The organism is Kitasatospora sp. NPDC091276 (genome assembly GCF_040684355.1).
In the GTDB taxonomy this organism is placed as follows: domain Bacteria; phylum Actinomycetota; class Actinomycetes; order Streptomycetales; family Streptomycetaceae; genus Kitasatospora.
The window spans coordinates 411,390-431,371 of sequence record NZ_JBFBFU010000001.1 but is presented as its reverse complement, the minus strand read 5'-3'; the positions used below and the strand labels follow the sequence as shown (position 1 = coordinate 431,371).

The following is a 19,982-nucleotide window of genomic DNA, read 5'->3' as shown; positions in this document are numbered from 1 at the left end:
GGAGGGCGGCCCTACCCCTCCCAGCTGCGCTCGACCACGCCGTCGCGCACCGCGAGGTTGAGCCGGCCCTCACGGTGGTCCATGGTCATCATCGCCCCCGGCTCCAGCACCCGGACCGAGGCCCAGCCGTGCCGCCGGGCCAGCTCCCGGGCCCGTTCGATCCGCAGCCCCGCGTAGCCCTCGGCGTCCGCCGCCGCGTCCGACCCCGTCATCGCGTCTCCCCCGCTCTCCCCCACCGACGTACGCTGGAATCGTAGCCCCCACCCGCGCGGCCCGGAGGTGAACGGCCATGCGCACCACCACCCCGCGACGGCCGTGGCGCAGCGGCACCGAACCGGCCACCGCCCGCAGCGACCTCAAGCTCCGCTACCTGCTGTCGCTCACCTTCACGCCGCTGTTCGCGCTAGCGACGGCGGGCTTCGCGATCTGGGCGGCGGCCTCCCCCGCCAACGGCGCCCCCAGCCGGGGGACCCTGACCGGCTTCGCCATCGCCTGCGGTCTGCTCACCCTGTTCGCCACCGTCGATCTCATCGTGGTCATCCGGCGCCGCCGGACCGAGCTCTGACACGGTGTCTCCCACGGAGTGGGAAGTCGGCCCGGCCGACTTCCCACTCCCGGAGCACTCCCGCAACACTTCCGCACCGCCACCGAGCACCCACCCAGAGCCGGCTCGGAACCGGCTCGGAACCGGCTCAACGGCTGCCGACCGCCTGCTTCACCAGCGTCCGCCCGAAGTCCCACATCAGCCCGCTCCCCCGGTGAGCGTCATCCATGATGTCGGTGAAGGCGTCCACGAACCGGTCGACGTCGCGCTCCGTGATGATCAGCGGCGGGATCAGCTTGATCACCTCCAGGTGGTCACCGGACACCTGGGTCAGGATCCGGTGCCGCTGGAGCAGCGGGACGACCACCATCTGGGCGAACAGCCCCTTGCGCGCGGCTTGCAGGGCCGTCCAGCCGGTGCGCAGCTTGAGCGACTTGGGCCGGCCGAACTCGATGCCGATCATCAGCCCCCGGCCGCGTACCTCGGCGAGCAGCTCGTACCGGTCGACCAGCGCGGCCAGCCGCTCGCGCAACTGGTCGCCGACCTGACGCGCGTTCTCCACCACCTTCTCCTCGCGCATCACCTCCAGGGTCGCCAGTCCGGCCGCCATCGCCTGGGCGTTGGCGCCGAAGCTGGCCGAGTGCACCAGCACCCGGTCCATCGAGGAGTACACCTTCTCGAAGATCCAGCTCTTGCCGAGCGTCGCCCCGACCGGCACGTAGCCGCCGGAGAGCGCCTTGGCCGCGCAGACCAGGTCGGGCAGCACGCCCTCCTCGTGCCGGTAGGCGAAGAACTCGCCGGTACGGCCGATCCCGGTCTGCACCTCGTCGCAGATCAGCAGCGCCCTGTGCTCGTGCAGCAGGGCCTGCGCGGCGCGCAGCCAGCCGGGCGGCGGCGCCAGGACGCCCTTGCCCTGGATCGGCTCGACGATCAGGGCCGCGACGTCGCCGCGCCTCAGCTCCTTGGCCAGCGCGCCGAGGTCGCCGAGCGGGATGGCGGTGTCCGGCAGCAGCGGGTCGAAGCCCTTGCGGAAACCGCTCTCCCCGTTGACGGAGAGCGAGCCGGTGGTCAGCCCGTGGAAGGCGTGGTCGGCGTACAGGACGCGCCTGCGGCCGGTGGCGTACCGGGCGAACTTGAGCGCGGTCTCCACCGCCTCGGTGCCGCTGTTGCCGAAGAACACCCGGTCCAGCCCGGGGGCGTACGAGAGCAACCGCTCGGCGAGCAGCCCGGGCAGCGGCGAGCAGTCGAAGCGGACCAGGTCCGGCAGGTCGAGGTCCATCACCTGCTGGATCGCCGACCGCACGACCGGGTGGTGGCGGCCCAGCGCGAAGATGCCGAAACCGGCCAGCATGTCGAGGTACTCGTTGCCCTCGGCGTCGTAGAAGTACGGGCCCTTGGCACGCTCGTAGTACTTGTCGAACCCGATGGTGTGCAGCATGCGCGGCAGCTGCGGGTTGAGGTGGCGGCCGTGCAGCTCGTACCGCTCGGCGCCGCGTTCGGCGATCAGCGCGGCGAGGTCGAAGCTGGCGGCGGTGCGGTCGGGGTCAGCCGGCATGGCGCTGGTTCGCTCCTCGGTTCGGTAGCAGGTTCTTGGCGAAGACGGCGGTCTGCGCGGCGACTCCGGTGCCGGTCAGGCCGGTCTCCTCCAGGATCTCCCCGCGGGCGGCGTGGCCGAGGAACTCCTGCGGCAGGCCGAGCACCCGCACCGGCACGTCCACGTCGGCGTCGCGCAGCGCCTGGGCGACGGCGGCGCCGACGCCACCGGTGCGGCCGTTGTCCTCGACGGTGACGACCAGCCGGTGGGCGGCGGCCAGTTCCGGCAGGGCCGGGTCGACCGGTTTGACCCAGCGGGGGTCGACGACGGTCGCGGTGAAGCCCTCGGCGAGCAGCAGCCGGGCGGCGTCCAGGCAGGCGGCGGCGGTGGTGCCGACCGCGACCAGGAGGATCTCCGACGGCCGGCCGGTGCGCAGCAGGACGTCCATCCCGCCGATCCGGTCGACGGCCGGCACGGCGGGCCCGATGGTGGCCTTGGGGAAGCGGACCACGGTGGGGGCGTCCGCGACCTCGACGGCCTCGCGCAGCTGGGCCCGCAGCTGGTCGGCGTCGCGCGGGGCGGCGAGCCTGAGGCCCGGGACGACTTGCAGGATCGACAGGTCCCACATGCCGTTGTGCGAGGCGCCGTCGCTGCCGGTGACCCCGGAGCGGTCGAGGACGAAGGTGACACCGAGCCGGTGCAGGGCGACGTCCATCAGGACCTGGTCGAAGGCCCGGTTCAGGAAGGTCGCGTAGACGGCGACGACCGGGTGCAGGCCGCCGGTGGCGAGGCCGGCGGCGGAGGTGACGGCGTGCTGCTCGGCGATGCCGACGTCGAAGGTGCGTTCCGGGAAGGCCTTGGCGAAGCGGGCCAGGCCCACCGGTTGGAGCATGGCCGCGGTGATCGCCACCAGATCGGGCCGCTCGGCGCCGAGCGCGACCAGCTCGTCGCCGAACACCGAGGTCCAGGAGACTCCGCCGCTGGGCGAGATCGGCAGGCAGGTGTACGGGTCGATCGGGTTGACGGCGTGGAAGCGGTCGGCCTCGTCCTGTTCGGCGGGCCGGTAGCCGCGCCCCTTGACGGTGAGGCAGTGCACGATGACGGGGCCGCCGAAGTTGCGCGCCTGGCGCAGCGCCTGTTCGACGGCGCCGAGGTCGTGGCCGTCGATCGGCCCGAGGTACTTCAGCCCGAGGTCCTCGAACATGCCCTGTGGCGCGAAGGCGTCCTTGAAGCCCTTCTTGGCCCCGTGCAGCGCGTCGAAGATCGGCTGGCCGACGAGCGGGGTGCGCTGCAGCGCGCCCTTGCCGAGGGCGAGGAAGCGTTCGTACCCCTGGGTGGTTCGCAGGGTGGCCAGGTGGTTGGCGAGGCCGCCGATGGTCCTGGCGTAGGAGCGCTCGTTGTCGTTGACGACGATGACCAGCGGCCGGTCGGGGGCCTCGGCGATGTTGTTGAGCGCCTCCCAGGCGAGCCCGCCGGTGAGCGCGCCGTCGCCGATCACCGCGACGGTGTGCCGGTCGTGCTGGCCGAGCAGTCGGGCGGCCTTGGCGAGGCCGTCGGCGTAGGACAGGGCGGTGGAGGCGTGCGAGTTCTCGACCAGGTCGTGTTCGGACTCGCCGCGCGAGGGGTAGCCGGAGAGCCCGCCCTTCATCCGCAGCCGGGAGAAGTCCTGGCGGCCGGTGAGCAGTTTGTGGACGTAGCTCTGGTGGCCGGTGTCGAAGACGATCCGGTCGTACGGGGAGTCGAAGACCCGGTGCAGGGCGATGGTCAGCTCGACCACGCCGAGGTTGGGCCCGAGGTGTCCGCCGGTGCGGGTGACGGCGTCGATCAGGAACGCACGGATCTCGTCGGCGAGCAGCGGGAGTTCGACCGCCGGAAGCTTTCGCAGTTCGGCCGGGGACGTGACGCTGGAGAGCAGTGACATGGGTACACCTCACGACTCGGAGTGGTGCGGTGGTGCCGCCGCCCGGCGGGAGCGGGGCCGGCCCGGGCGCGGGGCCCGGGCCGGACGGGGTGTCCTCGGGAGCGGTGGCGCGGTCGAACGACCGGCTCAGTGGCCGCGGTTGGCGCCGATGGTCTCGGTGATGGCGCGCAGCGACTCCTTGAGCGAGCCCATGGTGGCGAGTACGGCGGTCGGCTCGTAGCCGCAGTGCGCCATGCAGTTGGCGCAGCGCGGGTCCTTGCCGCGGCCGTACTTGCTCCAGTCGGTCTTCTCGACGAGTTCGCGGTAGGTGGGCACGTAGCCGTCGGCCATCAGGTAGCAGGGCCGCTGCCAGCCGAACAGCGAGTAGTTGGGGATGCCCCAGGGAGTGCACTCGAAGTCGGCCTTGCCCTCCAGGAAGTCCAGGAAGAGCGGGCTGTGGTTGAGCCGCCAGCGGCTCCGGTTGCCGCCGGCGAAGGCCTTGCGGAAGAGCTCCCGGGTCTGGTCGACGCCGAGGAAGTGCTCCTGGTCGGGGGCCTTCTCGTAGGCGTAGGCCGGGGAGATCATCATCTCGTCGACCTTGAGCTCGTCGTTGAGGAAGTCCAGCACCTCGATGATGGTCTGCGGGGTGTCGGTGTTGAAGAAGGTGCTGTTGGTGGTGACCCGGAAGCCGCGCCGCTTGGCCTCCTTGATCGCCGCCACCGCCTCGTCGAAGGTGCCCTCCTTGGCCACCGACTCGTCGTGCCGCTCGCGCATGCCGTCGATGTGCACGGCGAAGGTGAAGTACGGCGAAGGCTTGAACTTGTCCATCTTCTTGCGCATCAGCAGCGCGTTGGTGCAGAGGAAGACGTACTTGCGGCGCTCGACGAGCTGGCGGACGATCTCGTCGATCTGCGGGTGCATCAGTGGCTCGCCGCCGGCGATCGAGACCATCGGGGCACCCGATTCCAGGACCGCGCCGACCGCCTGGGCCACCGGCATCCGCTGCTTCAGCACACCCGCCGGGTGCTGGATCTTGCCACAGCCCTCACAGGCGAGGTTGCAGGCGAACAGCGGCTCCAGTTCGACGATCAGCGGGAACTTGTCCCGGCGCTTGAGCAGCTTCTGCTGCATGAGGTAGGTGCCGACCCGCACGGTCTGGCGCAACGGCATGGCCATGGCTAGCTCGCCTCCTGGGGGAGCGTCGAGGATGTGGGGTGGTTCAGGTCCGCGGGGCCGGGCCGGGACTCCTGCCGGTACCAGTCGACCAGGGCGGGTACCGCCGCCCGCAGGGTCCGCCAGGCACGCACCCCGGCCGGGAGGGTTCCGAGCCGCAGAAGTTCGCGCTCGGGGGTGTCCACGACCACCCGCAGGACGGCGGCGGGCAGCGTCGGCCGCCGTTCCCGCAGCGCGGCCAGCACGGCGGCGGCCTCCATGTCGACGGCGAGCGCGCCCTGGAGGTGCAGGGCCCGCCGTTCGAGGCCGCGGACGACGTGGTCGGCGGTGTGGTGCACCCCGGCGTGCGCGGTCAGGCCGAGCTCCTTGAGGGCCCTGGCGAGCTCCGGTCCGGAGTCGACGGGGTACAGGTGCCCCTCCGCGTCGCGCACGCCGTCGGCGACCACGATGTCGCCCGGCAGCACGCCCGGGCCGACCGCGGCGCCGAAGCCGGCCACCACGACCGCGCCGTAGCCGCCGGGGGCGGAGCCGAGCAGCCGGCGGACGGTCAGCGCGGCCCGCCGCCGGCCCATGCCGGTGCGCACCAGCACCGGCGGCCCGCCGGCCGCGCCGCGCCAGTCGCCGCCGCGCAGCGCCCAGACCTCCGGGCCCAGCGCGCAGAGCACCAGCAGCGGTGCGGTGGTCACCGCGCCGCCCCGATCGCCGGGGTGTCGCCGTTCCTGCCGCCGAAGGCGGGGCTGCCGTGCAGGTAGCGGCCGAGCGCGGTGACCGGGAAGACCAACCGGTACAGGTGGTAGTTGATGGAGAAGTCCCACGGGAAGCCGGTGCCGGTGAACTGCGGCTCGTCCCAGGTGCCCTCGGGCAGCTGGGTGCGCACCAGCCAGTCCACGCCGCGTTCCACCGCCGGGTTGGCCCGGCCGTCCGGGCCCTCCCCGGCCGCGAGCAGCGCCATCAGCGCCCACGCGGTCTGCGAGGCGGTGGAGTCGCCGCGCCCGGCCCAGCGGGCCGGGTCCTCGTAGGAGCGCATGTCCTCGCCCCAGCCGCCGTCGGTGTTCTGCCGGTCCTCCAGCCAGCGGACGGCCCGCCGGATCGCCGGGTGCTCGTCCGGGACGCCGGCCGCGACCAGGGCGGGCAGCACCGAGCCGGTGCCGTAGATGTAGTTGGTGCCCCAGCGGCCGAACCAGGAGCCGTCCGCCTCCTGGTTGTGCAGCAGCCACTCGACGCCGCGCCGGGTGCGCCGGTCGCGGGCCCGGCCGGTCTCGGCGAGCATCTCCACCACGTGGGCGGTGACGTCGGCGGACGGCGGGTCGACCACCTCGCCGAAGTCGCAGAACGGCAGCTTGTTGGGCAGCGTGCTGGTGTTGTCGACGTCGAAGGCGCCCCAGGCCCCGTTCTTGGACTGCATGCCGAGGTTCCAGAGCACGCCGCGGTCCATCGCCGCATCGACCTTGGCCGGGTCGGGGTGGTCGACCCGGCCCAGCGCGAGCACCACCTCGGCGGTGTCGTCGATGTCGGGGTAGGTGTCGTTCTCGAACTCGAAGGCCCAGCCGCCGGGGGCCAGCGAGGGCCGCTGGACGGACCAGTCGCCGTCCTTGCGGATCTCCTCGCCGAGCATCCAGTCGACGGCCGAGACCAGCGCCGGGTGGTCGGCCGGCAGCCCGGCGTCGACCAGCGCGATGGTGGCCAGGCAGGTGTCCCAGACCGGGGACTGGCAGGCCTCCAGCCAGCGGCGGCCGTCCTCGGTGTGCACGGTGAAGCGGTCGAAGGAGGAGAGTCCGGCCTTCATCACCGGGTGCTCCAGCTCGTAGCCCTCCAGGTGCAGGGCGATCAGCGAGTACACGGCCGGCGGCTGGATGCCGCCCCAGCAGCCGTCGGCCTCCTGCCGTTCGACGATCCAGCGGCAGGCCTGCGAGACGGCGAGCCGGCGCAACGGGCGCAGGGCGCGGTGGTGGTAGGCGTGCAGGACCTTGTCGAGGCGCTCGAAGAGGCCGTCCCAGCTGGTGGCGGGGGCGAGCGGCCGGTCGGGGTAGGGGTGGTCCGGGTCGGTGTGCAGCTCGGTGAGCGGGAAGGGCGCCGGACGGACGGGGCGGTGGGCCGAGACGACGGTCAGCGGGACGATGGTCTGGCGGGCCCAGCAGCCGAAGGCGTAGATGTTCAGCGGCAGCCACTTGGGCAGGAAGATGATCTCGGGCGGCATCTCGGGGAGCCGTTCCCACGGCCACCAGCCGAAGAGCGCGAGCCAGATCCGGGTGAAGACCCGGGCGGCCGCGATGCCCCCGGCGGAGCGGACGTACCGCGCGGCGGCCACCATGTGCGGGGCCTCGGGGTCGTCGCCGGCGAGTTTGAGGGCGACGTACGCCTCGACGGTGGTGGACAGTTCGGCCGGCCCGCCGTGGAAGGTGGCCCAGGTGCCGTCCTCCCGTTGCTGGGACCGGATCCACTCGGCGGTGGCCTTGGTCTGGTCCTCGGTCCGGATCCCGAGGAACTGCCGCAGCAGTAAGTCCTCGGCGTCCATCGTGACGTTGGTCTCCAGGTCGCCCTTCCACCAGCCCTCGGAGCTCTGCAGCGAGAGCAGGTGGGTGGTGGCACGGGCCAGGGCCTCCTGCGCGTCGGCCGCTCCGAGGTCCGCCTCACCGGCCGGCCGGAGCTGGTCGGTGTCTTCGGGCTGCCACCGCCCGGCGCCCAGCAGGGTCGGGGGGCGGTCGCCCACCGCGACCGGCTCGGAATCGTACTCAGGGTCGAGCCGGCCGTCCGCGGTTGCTGTCAACGTAACGTCACCTCTCTCGTACCACCACGAATTCGGCGAGTGCGACGAAGTGCTCGCGCACCTCGTCGGACATGGGCACCTCGTCCAGGGCGGCGAGGGCAGTCGTGTGCTGGCGGCGGGCTTCCTCCTGGGTCCAGGCGCGGCCGCCGGCCTCCTCGATCAGCGCGGCCCGGGCGGCGAGCTCGGGCTCGCCCTCCTCGCCGCGGCCCTTCGGGTCGGCCAGCTGCTCGGCGAGCCGGCGCGAGGCCGCGCCGCCCTCGGCCAACGCGGCGGCGACCGGCAGGGACTTCTTGCGCTGGCGCAGATCGCCCCAGTGCGGCTTGCCGGTGACCTCGGTGGCGCCCCAGATGCCGAGCAGGTCGTCCACTGCCTGGAAGGCCAGGCCCAGGTGGTGGCCGTAGCGCTCGAGCGGTTCGGAGACCTTGTCGTCGGCCCCGGCCAGGACGGCGCCGATCGCCGAGGCGGCCGCCAGCAGCGCCGCGGTCTTGCCGCCCTCCATCTCCAGGCACTCGGCGACGGTGACGCTGTCGCGCTGTTCGAAGGCGACGTCCATGGCCTGGCCGTCGATCAGTCGGCGGGTCGCCGTGGTGAGCAGCCGGACGGCCCGCGCGGCGTCGGTGGGGCTCGTACCGCCGGGCACCGCGGCGTCGAGCAGCACCTCCGTGCCGAGCGTCGCCAGGGCGTCGCCGACCAGGATCGCCTGAGCCGGACCGAAGACCGTCCAGGCGGTGGCCCGGTGCCGCCGGGTCTCGTCACCGTCCATCAGATCATCATGGAGCAGGGAGAAGTTGTGCACCAGTTCAACCGCGACCCCGCCCGGCACGCCGACCTCGGCGGCGGCGCCGGTGGCCCGGGCGGAGAGCAGGGCCAGGGCGGGGCGCACGGCCTTGCCGCCGTCGCCCTTGGACGGGGTGCCGTCCCGGTCGATCCAGCCGAAGTGGTACGCGGCGACGGTGTCCATCGGTGCGGCCAAACGGGCGACGGCGGACCGTAGCGGCGGGGTGCAGAGCGTGCGGCTGCGGGCCAGCAGCTCCGGCACCGAGACCGGTTCGGCGTGCGCCGTGCCTCCGACGGCGATGCCGGTGCGTGACTCCACGTGCGTTCCCTCTCCCTCGTGGTGCCGGACCGCCCGGGGCTGCCGGGTGCTTGCGCTGTCGGTGCGGCTGGTGTCGATGTGGCCGGTGTCGGTGCGGCTCGGGTCGGTGCGGCTGGTGCCGGTGTCACCGCTGTCAGTGCCGCCGGTGCGGCCGGTGTCGTTCCCGGCGGTGCGGTCGACGGGAGGCCCGCCGGCTCTGGCGGGGTCCCCGGCGGCGCCCGCCGTCACCGGGGCCACCTCCCGTCGCCCCGGTCCACCGGGAGCCGGCCGCCGGCCGCGGCGAGCGCCGCGTCGGCCGCGGCGTGGCCGCTGCGCACGGCCCCCTCCATGGTCGCGGGCCAGCCGGTGGCCGTCCACGCGCCGGCCAGCAACAGGCCGGGGACGTCCGTGCGGGCCGACGGGCGCAGCAGCGCGCTGCCGGGCGCCGGGTCGAAGGTGGCGGTGCGCTCACGGGTGACGAAGAAGTCCAGCACCTCGGCCCCGGCGGCGGCCGGGAGCAGCCGCGCCAGCTCCGGCAGGTACCGGCGGCGCAGCTCGGCGACCGGCAGGTCGATCTCGTCCTGGACGGCGGACTGCGAGAGCGCCAGGTACTGGGCGCCGGGGTGGGCCCGGCCGAGCCCGGTGCCGGCCAGGCCGGAGTGCGCGGTGCGGTCGAAGACCCACTGCACCGGGGAGCCGAGGGCGGCGAAGAACGGCCGCCGCAGCACCTTGCGGTCGTAGACCACGTGCACGTTGAGGATCGGCGCGGTGCCGAAGTCGGCCAGCCGGTCCTGGCCGGGGAGGGCGTTCGGGGGCAGCAGGGCGGCCGCGCTGTCCTGGGCGCCGGCCAGCACGACGGTCTCGGCGGCGAGCGGCTCCGCGTCGCCTTCCAGATGGACGGCGTGCTGGGGCACCGCCGGCTTGAGCTCCGCGACGCGGGCGCGCAGCAGCACCTTCACGCCGGCGCGTTCCAGCTCGGCGAGCGCCCGGTCGTGGTGGATCACGCCGAGCGGGACGGCGGCCGTGCCGATGTCGGAGGCGCCCGGGTCGGAGAGCAGGCCGGTCTTGAAGACCATCGCCGCCAGCGCCAGCGACACCTGGTCGGCCCGGGCGTTCAGGGTGGCGACGCCGACCAGGTCCCAGAGCGCGGCGAGGGTGTTCGCGTTCTGCCCGTTGCGGCGCAGCCACTCGCCGAAGGAGATCTCGTCCAGTGCCGGGTCGGCGAGGTCCAGGCCCTGGAGCGCCAGCGCGCCGCGGACCACCCGGGCGCGGTCGGCCGGCCCGAGGTGCGGGTAGCGGGCGAGGCTGCCGGCCAGGTGCAGCGGGACGGGCAGGCCCGCCCGGCGCAGCCGCCCGAGGGTACGCACCGGGGCCGCGTCCGGCCCGGAGACGGAGAGCACCGGGACGTCCAGCCGGTCCTGCAGGTGGACCAGCCGGGCGGCGCCGAGCCGCTCCAGCAGGCCGCGGTAGGCGGTGCAGCAGCGCAGGTACACGTGCTGGCCGTTGTCGACGGTCAGCTCGCCGCGCTGGAAGGAGAACGCCAGCCCGCCGAGCCTGGGCCGCCCCTCGACCAGCGTGACCCGGTGGTCGGCCTCGGCCAGCCGCAGCGCGGCGGTGATCCCGGCCAGGCCGCCGCCGACCACCACGGCGGCCGGGCGCGCGGCATCGGCTCGCCCGGTCATCGGCCCTCCCCCTCGCGATTGCTGGACCGCCCTGCGGCGGTCGCTCCGGCCGGCACGCTCGTGACCGGCCCGGTCGTGGTCAACACTGCCCTGCCCGCTTGTGATTCCCCGCTGACACAGCGTGACAGAACTGCGGTGAGAATCAAGAACGCCCCCCGGCGAGCCCGGAAAGCGCGACGTACGCCTTCTCCCAGCCCGGCAGCGAGACCCGGCCGCGCAGTACGGACTCGGGGTCGGCGGCGATCCGGCCGAGCAGCCGGTGGTAGATCCCCGCCATCGCGGCGGTGCAGGCCCGGCTGCGGCGGTCGAGCATCGGCAGCAGCCGCAGGCCCTCCTCGAAGGCGGCCTGGGCGCGGGCGGCCTCGAAGGCCACCAGGCCGGTGAAGTCGGCGCCGACCGGCGGCCTGGGCAGCGCGAAGCCCTGCTCGCAGCCGAACCGGGCCAGGTCCTCGGCGGGCAGGTAGGTGCGGCCGTTCAGGGCGTCCTCGCGCAGGTCGCGCAGGATGTTGGTGAGCTGCAGGGCCAGGCCCAGGGTGTCCGCGTAGCCCGCGCCGCGCTCGGGGTCGTCGCAGCCGTACACGCCGAGCGAGAGCCGGCCGACCGAACCGGCCACGCAGCGGCAGTAGACCTTCAGTTCCTCGTAGGTCTGGTACTCGGCGCCCTTGAGGTCCATCTCGACGCCGTCGATCAGTTCGTCGAAGCCGCCGAGCGGGATCGGGAAGCGCCGGGCCGCGTCGGCCAGGGCGACCTTGATCGGGTCGGTGTCGTCCTCGGCGACCGCCCCGGCGCGGACCTCGTCCACCAGTTCCCGGGTGCGCACCAGCGCCTCGGCCTTGCGGTCGGACGGGAGGTCCCCGTCGCCGATGTCGTCGACCCGGCGGGCCAGGGCGTACAGGGCCGACATGGCCAGCCGCTTGGGTTCGGGCAGCAACCGGATGCCGTAGCTGAAGTTGCGTGCCTGAAGTCCGGTGACTGCCTCGCAGTACCGGTACGCCGCCATGACCTGGGCCGACGCCAGTGGTGATGCCGCCACTCGGGCGTTCACCTTCCCTTCGCGAAGATGGCCGCCGCCTTCGCTGCGAGGCGGCGCTTGTCAGGCTTCGCCTGCTGCGCGAGCACGTCGTACCCGGCGTCCTCGATGGCCGCCAGGGCCGCGTACCCGCCGGCGGTGAATCCCGCCAGGAGCAGTCGAAGCCTCCCCCGAACCGTACCTACCAATGGCGCGCCGCGGTCGAGCAGGGTGCGGGCCCGCTGCACCTCGAAGGCGATCAGCTCGCGCACCGGGCCGCCGGCGGTGGGAGCGGCGAGGTCCGCCTCGGTGACGCCGAACCGGGCGAGGTCCTCGGCGGGGAGGTAGATCCGCCCGTGGGCGAGGTCCTCGGCGACGTCCTGAAGGTGTTCGACCACCTGGAGAGCGCTGCAGATCGCGTCGGACAGCTCGATCCGCTCGGGGGTGGAGACGCCGGCGATGGCCAGCACCAGGCGGCCGACCGGGTCGGCGGAGAGGGTGCAGTAGCCGATCAGGTCGTCGTAGCCGGCGTAGCGGGTGGTGGTCTGGTCCACCCGGTTGGCCTCGATCAGGCGGCGGAACGGCTCCGGGGTGAGCCCGTGCCGGTCGACCAGCGGCACGAGGCTGCGCAGCAGCGGGTGGCGGGGGCCCTCGGAGGCTCCCGGGTGGAGCGCCGCCTCGAAGACCCGGTCGAGATCGCGCTCCAGTCCGTCCAGCAGTGCGAGGCGGAAGGCGACCTCCTGCGGAGTCGGCGGGCCGGACTGGGCCGAAGGGGTGGCGGGAGGCGTTGCCTCGACCCCGAGCAGGGCGGCGGTGGCGGCCGGATCGGCCAGGTCGCCGTCGCCGGCGTCGTCGACCAGCCGGGCGTAGCCGTAGACGGCCATCAGGTCGTCGCGCCAGGCCGCGGGCAGGAAGAACGGGGCGACCGGGAAGTTCTCCGCGCCCGCCTTGTCCAGGGTCTCCCCCGCGGAGCGGTTCACCGACGTATCTCTGGGCTGGGCCGAAGCCGACACTGCTGTCACTCCCCCGTTCTACACCGCTGGGCATCACCGGCCCGACTCGGACACGCGTCCGAGCGGGGGCGCCACCTCCGGCACACCGCCCCCGCGCATACAGCCTGACACCACGGGGCGCGCCGGAGAAGAGCGCCCCGCCCGGCGCACGGGGGCGCTCACCCCCGCGGCGGCGGGCCACCCGGGGTACCGGCGGGGCGCACGAACAGGGGGCCGGCCCCGGAAACCCCGGAACCGGCCCCCTGGACGGCCTGCGGTTACGGGCGCTCGCCGCGCTCGTAGCGGCCGACGACCTCTTCGGTCGGGCCGTCCATGATCAGCTCGCCGGCCTCGATCCAGATCGTCCGCTCGCAGACCTCGCGGATCGAGCTGTTGTCGTGGCTGACCAGGAAGACCGTACCGGCGGACTTGCGCAGTTCGTCGATCCGCTTCTTGCTGCGCTGCTGGAACGCCTGGTCGCCGGTGGCCAGCGCCTCGTCGATCAGCAGCACGTCGTGGGTCTTCGCGGCGGCGATGGCGAAGCGCAGGCGGGCGCCCATGCCGGAGGAGTACGTGCGCATCGGCAGCGAGATGAAGTCGCCCTTCTCGTTGATGCCGGAGAACTCGACGATGTCCTGGTAGCGGCTGCGCACGTCGGCCGGCGCCATGCCCATCGCCAGGCAGCCGAGGATGACGTTGCGCTCACCGGTGAGCTCGTTCATCAGCGCCGCGTTCACGCCCAGCAGCGAGGGCTGGCCGTTGGTGTAGATGCCGCCCTTCTCGGTCGGCAGCAGGCCCGCGATCGCGGCCAGCATGGTCGACTTGCCGGAGCCGTTGGAGCCGATCAGGCCGATCGCCTCGCCCTTGTAGGCGGTGAAGCTGACGCCGCGCACGGCGTGCACCTCGCGCACGCCCGCGGAGCGCTTGCGGCTGATGATGCGGCTCAGCGCCGAGGTGGCGCTGCCCTTGCCGGAGCCGGCGCCGTGCACCCGGTAGACGATGTGCACGTCGTCGACGACGACGGTGGGCTCGCGGGCGACGTCCGCGTCCCGGATGGTGTCCAGCTTGCTCAGTTCGACGTCAGCCACGGCCGTACTCCTCCTCGGCCTTCCAGAAGAAGACGTATCCGATCACGAACATCACGACCGCCCACCCGATGCCGTAGGTCCACTGGTGGAGCGGGAGTTCCTGGTGCTGGGGCTGGTGCTTGTTGTAGATGATCGGCGCGAAGGCGTGCCGCAGCAGGTCCATGTAGACCGAGGCCGGGTTGAGGGCCATCAGCGTCTGGATGTACTTGGGCCACTCGTGGATCTTGTCCTGGATGCTGAACATCACGCCGGACAGGAACATCCAGGCCCGCATCACGAAGGGGATCAGCTGGGAGATGTCACTGGTCTTGGAGCCGAGCCGCGCCATGACCAGGGCGATGCCCGTGTTGAACATCATCTGCAGCACCAGGGCCGGGATGATCAGCAGCCAGGTCCGGCCCGGCTTGATGCCGCTGACCAGCACGGTGCCGACCAGCACCACCATCGAGATCAGCAGCTGCTGGAGCTGGATCACGGTGAACGCGATCGGCAGCGAGGCCCGGGGGAAGTGCAGCGCGCGGATCAGCCCGAGGTTGTCGGCGATCGCCCGGGTGCCGGACTGCACCGCGTTCTGGGTGAACTGGAAGACGAAGACGCCGATGCAGAGCCAGGCGATGTAGGTGTCCGGCGGGAAGTTGTCCTTGCTCTTCAGGATCACACCGAAGACCAGGTAGAACACCGCGCAGTTCAGCAGCGGCGTCACGACCTGCCACAGCTGGCCGAGCTTGGCGTCGGTGTACTGGGCCACCAGGCGGGCGGTGGCGAAGGCCCAGATGAAGTGGCGCCGGGCCCAGAGCTGCTTGGTGTAGGAGATCAGGCCGGGCCGCCTGCCGCTCACGGCCAGGCCGTACTTGTCCGCAAGCTGCTTGGGGGTCAGGCCCGCGTCCACCCCCCTGGGGGATGAGAGGCTGACGGGTTCACTCACTGTCGACACATTCGTCCTTCACGCGGGATCGGTCGGGGCGGCCGGTCGACGGGGGTCCGCCGGCCTTGCGCCGATGGGGATCCACTGGATCACGGGGAGAGTCCGGCCGGTGTGTGGTCACCGGCCGCAGCGATCGATCATTCGATCAGATGACCGGTGGCCGGCCCAGCCTGGTCAATCGCCAAACGGTACGCCATCGCATGGGCCGCCGCGGACCGCAGGGTTCGCGCCAGCCCGCCCGGAACCCGCCCCACCAGGCCTTCAGCGCCTCCGAGGAGGGGCGGCGGGCCAGGGTCAGCAGGAACCAGGTTCCCAGATAGAGAGGCACCAACAGGGCCGGAAGGTTCCGTCTGGCGAGCCAAACCCTGTTACGGGCAATGTTGTGGAAGTAGGTGGCGTGCCGGGCGGGCGAGGTCGTCGGGTGGTGCAGCACCACGTCCGCGCGGTAGTCGATGGCCCAGCCGGCGTCCGCCGCGCGCCACGCGAGGTCGGTCTCCTCGTGGGCGTAGAAGAACTCCGCGGGCAGCTGCCCGGCCTGCTCGAACACCGCGCAGCGCACGGCGGTCGCGCCACCCAGGAAGGTGGTCACCCGGGACGAGCGCAGCGGGTCGCTGGCGCGCAGCCGGGGGACGTGCCGGCGCTGGGTCACGCCGGTGTCGGGGTCCGCGATCCGGAAGGCCACGATGCCCAGCTCCGGGTCGGCGGTGAAGGCCTCGCGCAACAGGCGGGCCGAGTCGGTGCGCGGCAGGTGCCCGTCGTCGTCCAGGAAGAGGACGGCGTCCACGTCCCGGCCGTCGCGGCCGAACAGCTCGATGCCGACGTTGCGCCCGCCCGGGATGCCGAGGTTCTCCGGCAGCTCGACGCTGCGCACGCCCTCCGGCAGCGGCGGCAGCTGGGCGCCCTGGCCCACCACGGCCAGCTCGACCGCCGCGCCCTCCTGGGCGCGCACCGATTCGATCAGGGCGGCCAGTTCCTCGGGGCGGTTGCCCATGGTGATGATGACGGCTCCGAGGCGGAAGCTCTCCGCGTTGGTCGGGGCGCTCATCGCAGCCTGCTGGAGAGGACGATGCTCAGCAGGTGCAGCACGGTCTGCAGCATGGCGATCGCCGCCAGCGCCACCACCGCGATCCGGGTGAAGAACAGCCCGCCGTGGACGGCGTCGGCGATCCCGGCCGCGAGGATCAGCAGCGAGGCCTCGACCGCACCGACCAGGCGGTGGAACTTCAGGAAGGAGGCCGCCCGGCGGGCCTTGGCCACCGAGGACGAGCGCGGCACCGAGGCGCTGTCCTCGACCGCCGTCAGGCCGCTGCGGGCCCGGGCCACGTCCACCAGGTCCGTCTCGGACTTGATCAGGATCGCGCCGAGCGCGGCCAGCGTGCCCAGGAACGCCCACTCCCAGTGCGAGCCGCCGCCCTCGCGGTGCAGCAGGTCGGTGGCGCGCAGGCCCAGCCCGGTGAGCAGGGCCGCCTCGGACATGTAGTGGCCGACCCGGTCCAGGTAGACGCCGGTGAGCGAGGTCTGCCGGCGCCAGCGGGCCACCTCGCCGTCCACGCAGTCCAGCAGCAGGTAGACCTGGATCAGCAGGGCCCCCAGGACCGCGCCCGCGATGCCCGGCACGACCAGCGCGGCGCCGGCCAGGACGCCGGTGAACATCATCAGGTACGTCAGGCCGTTCGGCGTGATCGCCGTCACGGTGGAGAGCACGCGGGTGATCCGCAGCGAGATCCGCCGCATGTACAGGCGCCCGGCCCAGTGCTCGGCGCTGCGGCGCTGGAGCATGCCCTCCGGGTGGATCACCGCGCGCAGTTCCTCGATCGAGGGCCGGCGGGTCAGGTCCACCGGGGGCCGCTCGGCGCCCGCGGTGGAGGGGTCAGCTGTTGACGGCTTGGACATAGTCGGCGTACGCGTCCCTGATTGCTGAGGGGGAGAGGTCGAGGTGCTCAAGGATGGTGAAGCGCCCCGGGCGGGTGTTCGGAGCGTAGTGCACCGCGTCGGTGAACTCCGCCTCGGTGAAGCCGATCTGAGCTGCGGTCACCGGCAGCCCGTGGCTCGCCAGGCGCTCCACGATCAGACCGGTCAGCTCGCGCTCGCCCCGCAGGAAGCTGGCGAACGCGGCGCCGAGGCCGACCTGTTCGCCGTGCTGGGCGGAACGCTTGGGGTACAGCACGTCCAGGGCATGCGAGATCTCGTGGCAGGCGCCCGAGGAAGGCCGGGTGCTGCCCGCGATGTTCATCGCGATGCCGGACAGTACCAGGGCTTCCGCGAGGGCCGTGAGGAGGTCCTGATCCTGAGTGTTACCTGGGTGCCGCAGCAGGTTCTCGCCGGCCGAGCGGGCCATCGCCACGGCCAGTCCGTCCACCGGCTCGCCGGTGACCGCGTGCGACAACTCCCAGTCCGCGCAGGCGGAGATGTTGGAGACCACGTCGCCGATGCCGGCTGCCACGAAGCGCGGCGGGGCCTGCCGGATCACATCCAGGTCGACGATGATGCCGATCGGGCTGGGCACCCCGTAGGAGCCGCGGCCGGCGTCGTTGTCGAGCGTGGAGACCGGCGAACAGATGCCGTCGTGGGCCAGGTTGGTGGCGACCGCGACCAGCGGCAGTCCGACCCGGGCGGCGGCGTACTTGGCGGCGTCGATGATCTTGCCACCGCCGAGGCCGACCATCGCGTCGTAGTGCCCGCCGCGCACCGACTCGGCCAGGCGCACCGCGCTGTCCAGGCTGCCGTCGTCCACGTTGTACCAGTCGGCGCCGGGCAGGGCCGGCTCCAGGCGCCGGCGCATCGCCGCTCCCGAGCCGTTGCTGATCGCCACCGCGATCCGGCCCGAGGCGGACAGCCGCTGGTCGGCGAGGATGCCGCCGAGCGCGTCCAGCGCGCCCGGGCGGACCTCGACGAACAGCGGCGACGGAACCAGCCGGGTCAGTACTGGCACGCGATCTCCCGCGCCTTCGCCAGGTCGTCGTGGTTGTCGACCTCGACCCAGGAGACCTCGCCGATCGGCTGCACGTCGATCCGCAGGCCGCGGTTGACCATCTCCTGGTAGCCGTCCTCGTAGTACAGCTGCGGGTCGCGCTCGTAGGTGGCGCGCAGCGCGTCGGTCAGGTCGACGGCGGCGGCGGGGTTGATCACGGTGACGCCGATGTACTCGCCGGTGGCCTCGGTCGGGTCCATCAGCTTGGTGATCCGGCGCATGCCGGCGGCCGGGTCGACGACGACCTTCATCTCCTCGTCGGCGAGCTTCTTCACCGTGTCGAGGGCCAGCAGGATGCCGGGGGCGGTGCCGGCCTCGACGAGGCGCCGGTTGCCCTCCAGCATGGTGCGCTGCACGGACGCCGGGTGCACGGTGTCGCCGTTGGCCAGCAGCAGGCCCTCGGCGAAGAGCTCGCGGGCGCACCAGAGCGAGTACGCGTTGTTCCACTCCTCGGCCTTGTCGTTCTCGACCAGGTGGAGCTTGACGCCGTACTTGCTCTCCAGGGCGTCCTTGCGGTCGTACACCGCCTCCTTGCGGTAGCCGACGACGATCGCCGCCTCGCGGATGCCGACCTCGGCGAAGTTGCCGAGGGTGAGGTCCAGCACGGTCCGCTCCCCGTCGACCGGCACCAGCGCCTTGGGCAGGGTGTCGGTGTACGGGCGCAGCCGGCGGCCGGCGCCGGCTGCCAGAACGAGGCCGATCATGCGGGGTCTCCTGATCCGTCGTGCGGTGCGCGGGGCGGTGCGCGCGGGGTGCCGGGGCACCGGCTTTCCGTCCGGCCGGGCCGCGAATCGGCGCGCCGGTGCCGCCGCGAGTGCGGGCACCGTGCCGTAAGCGATGGTAGGCGACCCGGGCGGCCGGCCCGAACGCGGCCGGGGGCTGCGAGGTGACGGGAGGGTGGCGAAGCAGTGATCGAACGCGCGGGCGAGGCGGCGATCGAACGCGATGGGAACGGATACCGAACAGTCCTGCTATTCCGATGACCCTTCCGGGAACGTATCGGGCCCATCTCTGCCCGGAATCGACCTGCCGACGGTCATGATCCGCCCGGTTGTGCGTGGGACCCGTACCCACCGCCACCCATACGGCAGACTGGAGCCCGACGCCGGCGCCGGTGCCCCCGCTGCGTCCGCTGCACCCGGTGTACCGGACGTACCCCGATGCTTCCGTTGCTCCCCCCTCCCGAAAGAGGCCCCATGCCCCAGAGCCTGCCGACCAACCCGACACACTTCGACTCCGAGATCGACACCGGTCTCGACGTCGAGACGGACGTGACGGTCGCCCCGGGGGCCTCGACCGGGACCGCCGGCGCCGGTCCCGAGATCCTGCTGGAACTGGTCGACGACGAGGGCGTCACCACCGGCACCGCCGAGAAGCTCTGGGCGCACCAGCAGCCCGGCCGGCTGCACCGCGCGTTCTCGGTCTTCCTCTTCGACCGCCAGGGGCGGCTGCTGCTCCAGCGGCGGGCGCTCGGCAAGTACCACTCCCCCGGCGTCTGGTCGAACACCTGCTGCGGCCACCCGTACCCGGACGAGCCGCCGTTCGTCGCCGCCGCCCGCCGCACCGCCGAGGAGCTCGGCATCGCGCCGGCGCTGCTCTGCGAGGCGGGCACGGTCCGTTACGACCTGCCGGACGAAGCCTCCGGGCTGATCGAGCGGGAGTGGAACCACCTGTTCGTCGGGCTGGTGACCGCGCCCGTCGAGCCCAACCCCGACGAGGTGGACGACTACGCCTTCGTGACCGCGCAGGAACTGCGGGAACTGCGCGCCGAGCGGCCGTTCTCGGTGTGGTTCGAGACGGTCTTCGAGGCGGCGCTGCCGGGGATCCGGGAGATCGCCGGGCGGGACTGGTAGACGGGCGGGACCGGTCGGCGGGCCCGCGGCGCTCAGTCGTCGGTCTCCGGGGGGACGGGCAGCGAGGCCCAGATGACCTTGCCGCCCTCCCCCGTCCGCTCCACGTCGCACACCCCGCCGGCCTGCAACGTCACGCTCTTCACCAGCAGCAGGCCGCGGCCGCCGGTCCGCCCGGTGTCGCTCTCCAGCGCCTTCGGCCGGTACGGGTCACCGTCCTCGACCGACACCCGGACCCAGCCCCGGCGGACCGCCAGCTCGGTCGTCACCTCCGGCGACAGCTTCGCCGCGTGCGTCACCGCGTTGCTCACCAGCTCCGAGACGATCAGCAGCACGTCGTCCACCAGCTCCTGGTAGCGCACCCCGGCCATCCCCTGGGCCAGCAGGCGGTCACGGACCGCGTGCCGGGTCAGCGGCACCGAGGCCTCCTCGGCCGGCACCGGGAAGCGCCACACGCCCTCGACCGGTCCGG

At 72.8% G+C, this 19,982-nt stretch carries 19 protein-coding genes; 2 read left to right on the top strand and 17 right to left on the bottom strand.

Going from position 1 to position 19,982, the window contains the following annotated elements; all coding sequences use genetic code 11:
- Positions 1–11 precede the first annotated feature (11 nt).
- A complete protein-coding gene (locus AB0O19_RS01845) occupies positions 12–212 on the bottom strand; it encodes an I78 family peptidase inhibitor (protein WP_063350104.1) in 201 nt (66 codons plus the stop codon).
- A 77-nt stretch (positions 213–289) separates the two neighbouring features.
- Here AB0O19_RS01845 and AB0O19_RS01840 point away from each other — a divergent pair, with 77 nt between their 5' ends.
- Complete coding sequence (locus AB0O19_RS01840) at positions 290–565, top strand: DUF6343 family protein (protein WP_363616930.1); 276 nt, start codon at positions 290–292, stop codon at positions 563–565.
- A 127-nt stretch (positions 566–692) separates the two neighbouring features.
- Here the strand turns inward: AB0O19_RS01840 and AB0O19_RS01835 are convergent, their stop codons facing one another.
- The 15 genes from AB0O19_RS01835 to AB0O19_RS01765 all read right to left on the bottom strand — a co-directional run bounded on the left by AB0O19_RS01835 (position 693) and on the right by AB0O19_RS01765 (position 18,364).
- Positions 693–2,099, bottom strand: coding sequence for an aspartate aminotransferase family protein (locus AB0O19_RS01835; protein ID WP_363616928.1), 1,407 nt, complete (start codon positions 2,097–2,099; stop codon positions 693–695).
- Positions 2,089–3,999 carry a 1-deoxy-D-xylulose-5-phosphate synthase gene (dxs, locus tag AB0O19_RS01830; protein WP_363616926.1) on the bottom strand — a complete coding sequence of 637 codons (1,911 nt, stop codon included), beginning with the start codon at positions 3,997–3,999 and terminating at the stop codon, positions 2,089–2,091. Before dxs ends, AB0O19_RS01835 begins: the two co-directional genes overlap by 11 nt.
- A gap of 126 nt (positions 4,000–4,125) precedes the next feature.
- Positions 4,126–5,154, bottom strand: coding sequence for an adenosyl-hopene transferase HpnH (gene hpnH, locus AB0O19_RS01825; protein WP_063350100.1), 1,029 nt, complete (start codon positions 5,152–5,154; stop codon positions 4,126–4,128).
- A 2-nt stretch (positions 5,155–5,156) separates the two neighbouring features.
- Positions 5,157–5,837 (bottom strand): 1-hydroxy-2-methyl-2-butenyl 4-diphosphate reductase, encoded by a 681-nt coding sequence (locus AB0O19_RS01820; RefSeq protein ID WP_350875555.1) that lies wholly within the window; start codon positions 5,835–5,837, stop codon positions 5,157–5,159.
- A complete protein-coding gene (shc, locus tag AB0O19_RS01815) occupies positions 5,834–7,918 on the bottom strand; it encodes a squalene--hopene cyclase (protein WP_363616924.1) in 2,085 nt (694 codons plus the stop codon). Before shc ends, AB0O19_RS01820 begins: the two co-directional genes overlap by 4 nt.
- 7 nt (positions 7,919–7,925) lie before the next feature.
- Complete coding sequence (locus tag AB0O19_RS01810; protein WP_363617029.1) at positions 7,926–8,996, bottom strand: polyprenyl synthetase family protein; 1,071 nt, start codon at positions 8,994–8,996, stop codon at positions 7,926–7,928.
- 242 nt (positions 8,997–9,238) lie between these two features.
- Positions 9,239–10,675, bottom strand: coding sequence for a hydroxysqualene dehydroxylase HpnE (gene hpnE / locus AB0O19_RS01805; RefSeq protein ID WP_363616922.1), 1,437 nt, complete (start codon positions 10,673–10,675; stop codon positions 9,239–9,241).
- Between the two features lie 142 nt (positions 10,676–10,817).
- Positions 10,818–11,675 (bottom strand): presqualene diphosphate synthase HpnD, encoded by an 858-nt coding sequence (gene hpnD / locus AB0O19_RS01800; RefSeq protein WP_350875695.1) that lies wholly within the window; start codon positions 11,673–11,675, stop codon positions 10,818–10,820.
- Positions 11,676–11,716: 41 nt separating this feature from the next.
- Positions 11,717–12,664: a squalene synthase HpnC gene (gene hpnC, locus AB0O19_RS01795; protein WP_363616920.1), complete on the bottom strand. Its 948-nt coding sequence runs from the start codon at positions 12,662–12,664 to the stop codon at positions 11,717–11,719.
- Between the two features lie 290 nt (positions 12,665–12,954).
- Entirely contained in the window at positions 12,955–13,764 is an 810-nt protein-coding gene (locus AB0O19_RS01790) for an ABC transporter ATP-binding protein (protein WP_350875547.1), read from the bottom strand.
- A complete protein-coding gene (locus AB0O19_RS01785; RefSeq protein WP_363616918.1) occupies positions 13,757–14,698 on the bottom strand; it encodes an ABC transporter permease in 942 nt (313 codons plus the stop codon). The genes AB0O19_RS01790 and AB0O19_RS01785 overlap by 8 nt, the downstream gene beginning before the upstream one ends.
- A 136-nt stretch (positions 14,699–14,834) precedes the next feature.
- Positions 14,835–15,734 (bottom strand): glycosyltransferase, encoded by a 900-nt coding sequence (locus tag AB0O19_RS01780; protein WP_363616916.1) that lies wholly within the window; start codon positions 15,732–15,734, stop codon positions 14,835–14,837.
- Positions 15,731–16,468, bottom strand: a complete 738-nt coding sequence (locus AB0O19_RS01775; RefSeq protein ID WP_363617027.1) for a CDP-alcohol phosphatidyltransferase family protein — start codon at positions 16,466–16,468, stop codon at positions 15,731–15,733. The genes AB0O19_RS01780 and AB0O19_RS01775 overlap by 4 nt, the downstream gene beginning before the upstream one ends.
- Before the next feature lie 91 nt (positions 16,469–16,559).
- Positions 16,560–17,621, bottom strand: coding sequence for an iron-containing alcohol dehydrogenase family protein (locus AB0O19_RS01770; protein ID WP_063350092.1), 1,062 nt, complete (start codon positions 17,619–17,621; stop codon positions 16,560–16,562).
- Positions 17,609–18,364: a phosphocholine cytidylyltransferase family protein gene (locus AB0O19_RS01765; RefSeq protein WP_363616914.1), complete on the bottom strand. Its 756-nt coding sequence runs from the start codon at positions 18,362–18,364 to the stop codon at positions 17,609–17,611. The genes AB0O19_RS01770 and AB0O19_RS01765 overlap by 13 nt, the downstream gene beginning before the upstream one ends.
- A 492-nt stretch (positions 18,365–18,856) precedes the next feature.
- Here AB0O19_RS01765 and idi point away from each other — a divergent pair, with 492 nt between their 5' ends.
- Positions 18,857–19,513, top strand: coding sequence for an isopentenyl-diphosphate Delta-isomerase (gene idi, locus AB0O19_RS01760; protein WP_350875539.1), 657 nt, complete (start codon positions 18,857–18,859; stop codon positions 19,511–19,513).
- A 32-nt stretch (positions 19,514–19,545) separates the two neighbouring features.
- Here idi and AB0O19_RS01755 read toward each other — a convergent pair whose 3' ends face one another.
- Positions 19,546–19,965: an ATP-binding protein gene (locus AB0O19_RS01755; RefSeq protein ID WP_063351556.1), complete on the bottom strand. Its 420-nt coding sequence runs from the start codon at positions 19,963–19,965 to the stop codon at positions 19,546–19,548.
- Positions 19,966–19,982 lie beyond the last annotated feature (17 nt).

Coding starts and splice junctions, on each gene's coding strand:
- AB0O19_RS01765 (WP_363616914.1), bottom strand. CDS start 18,364: ATGATCGGCCTCGTTCTGGCAGCCGGCGCCGGCCGCCGGCTGCGCCCG.
- idi (WP_350875539.1), top strand. CDS start 18,857: ATGCCCCAGAGCCTGCCGACCAACCCGACACACTTCGACTCCGAGATC.
- hpnD (WP_350875695.1), bottom strand. CDS start 11,675: ATGGCGGCGTACCGGTACTGCGAGGCAGTCACCGGACTTCAGGCACGC.
- hpnE (WP_363616922.1), bottom strand. CDS start 10,675: ATGACCGGGCGAGCCGATGCCGCGCGCCCGGCCGCCGTGGTGGTCGGC.
- dxs (WP_363616926.1), bottom strand. CDS start 3,999: ATGTCACTGCTCTCCAGCGTCACGTCCCCGGCCGAACTGCGAAAGCTT.
- AB0O19_RS01845 (WP_063350104.1), bottom strand. CDS start 212: ATGACGGGGTCGGACGCGGCGGCGGACGCCGAGGGCTACGCGGGGCTG.
- hpnH (WP_063350100.1), bottom strand. CDS start 5,154: ATGGCCATGCCGTTGCGCCAGACCGTGCGGGTCGGCACCTACCTCATG.
- AB0O19_RS01840 (WP_363616930.1), top strand. CDS start 290: ATGCGCACCACCACCCCGCGACGGCCGTGGCGCAGCGGCACCGAACCG.
- AB0O19_RS01835 (WP_363616928.1), bottom strand. CDS start 2,099: ATGCCGGCTGACCCCGACCGCACCGCCGCCAGCTTCGACCTCGCCGCG.
- AB0O19_RS01780 (WP_363616916.1), bottom strand. CDS start 15,734: ATGAGCGCCCCGACCAACGCGGAGAGCTTCCGCCTCGGAGCCGTCATC.
- AB0O19_RS01775 (WP_363617027.1), bottom strand. CDS start 16,468: ATGCTCCAGCGCCGCAGCGCCGAGCACTGGGCCGGGCGCCTGTACATG.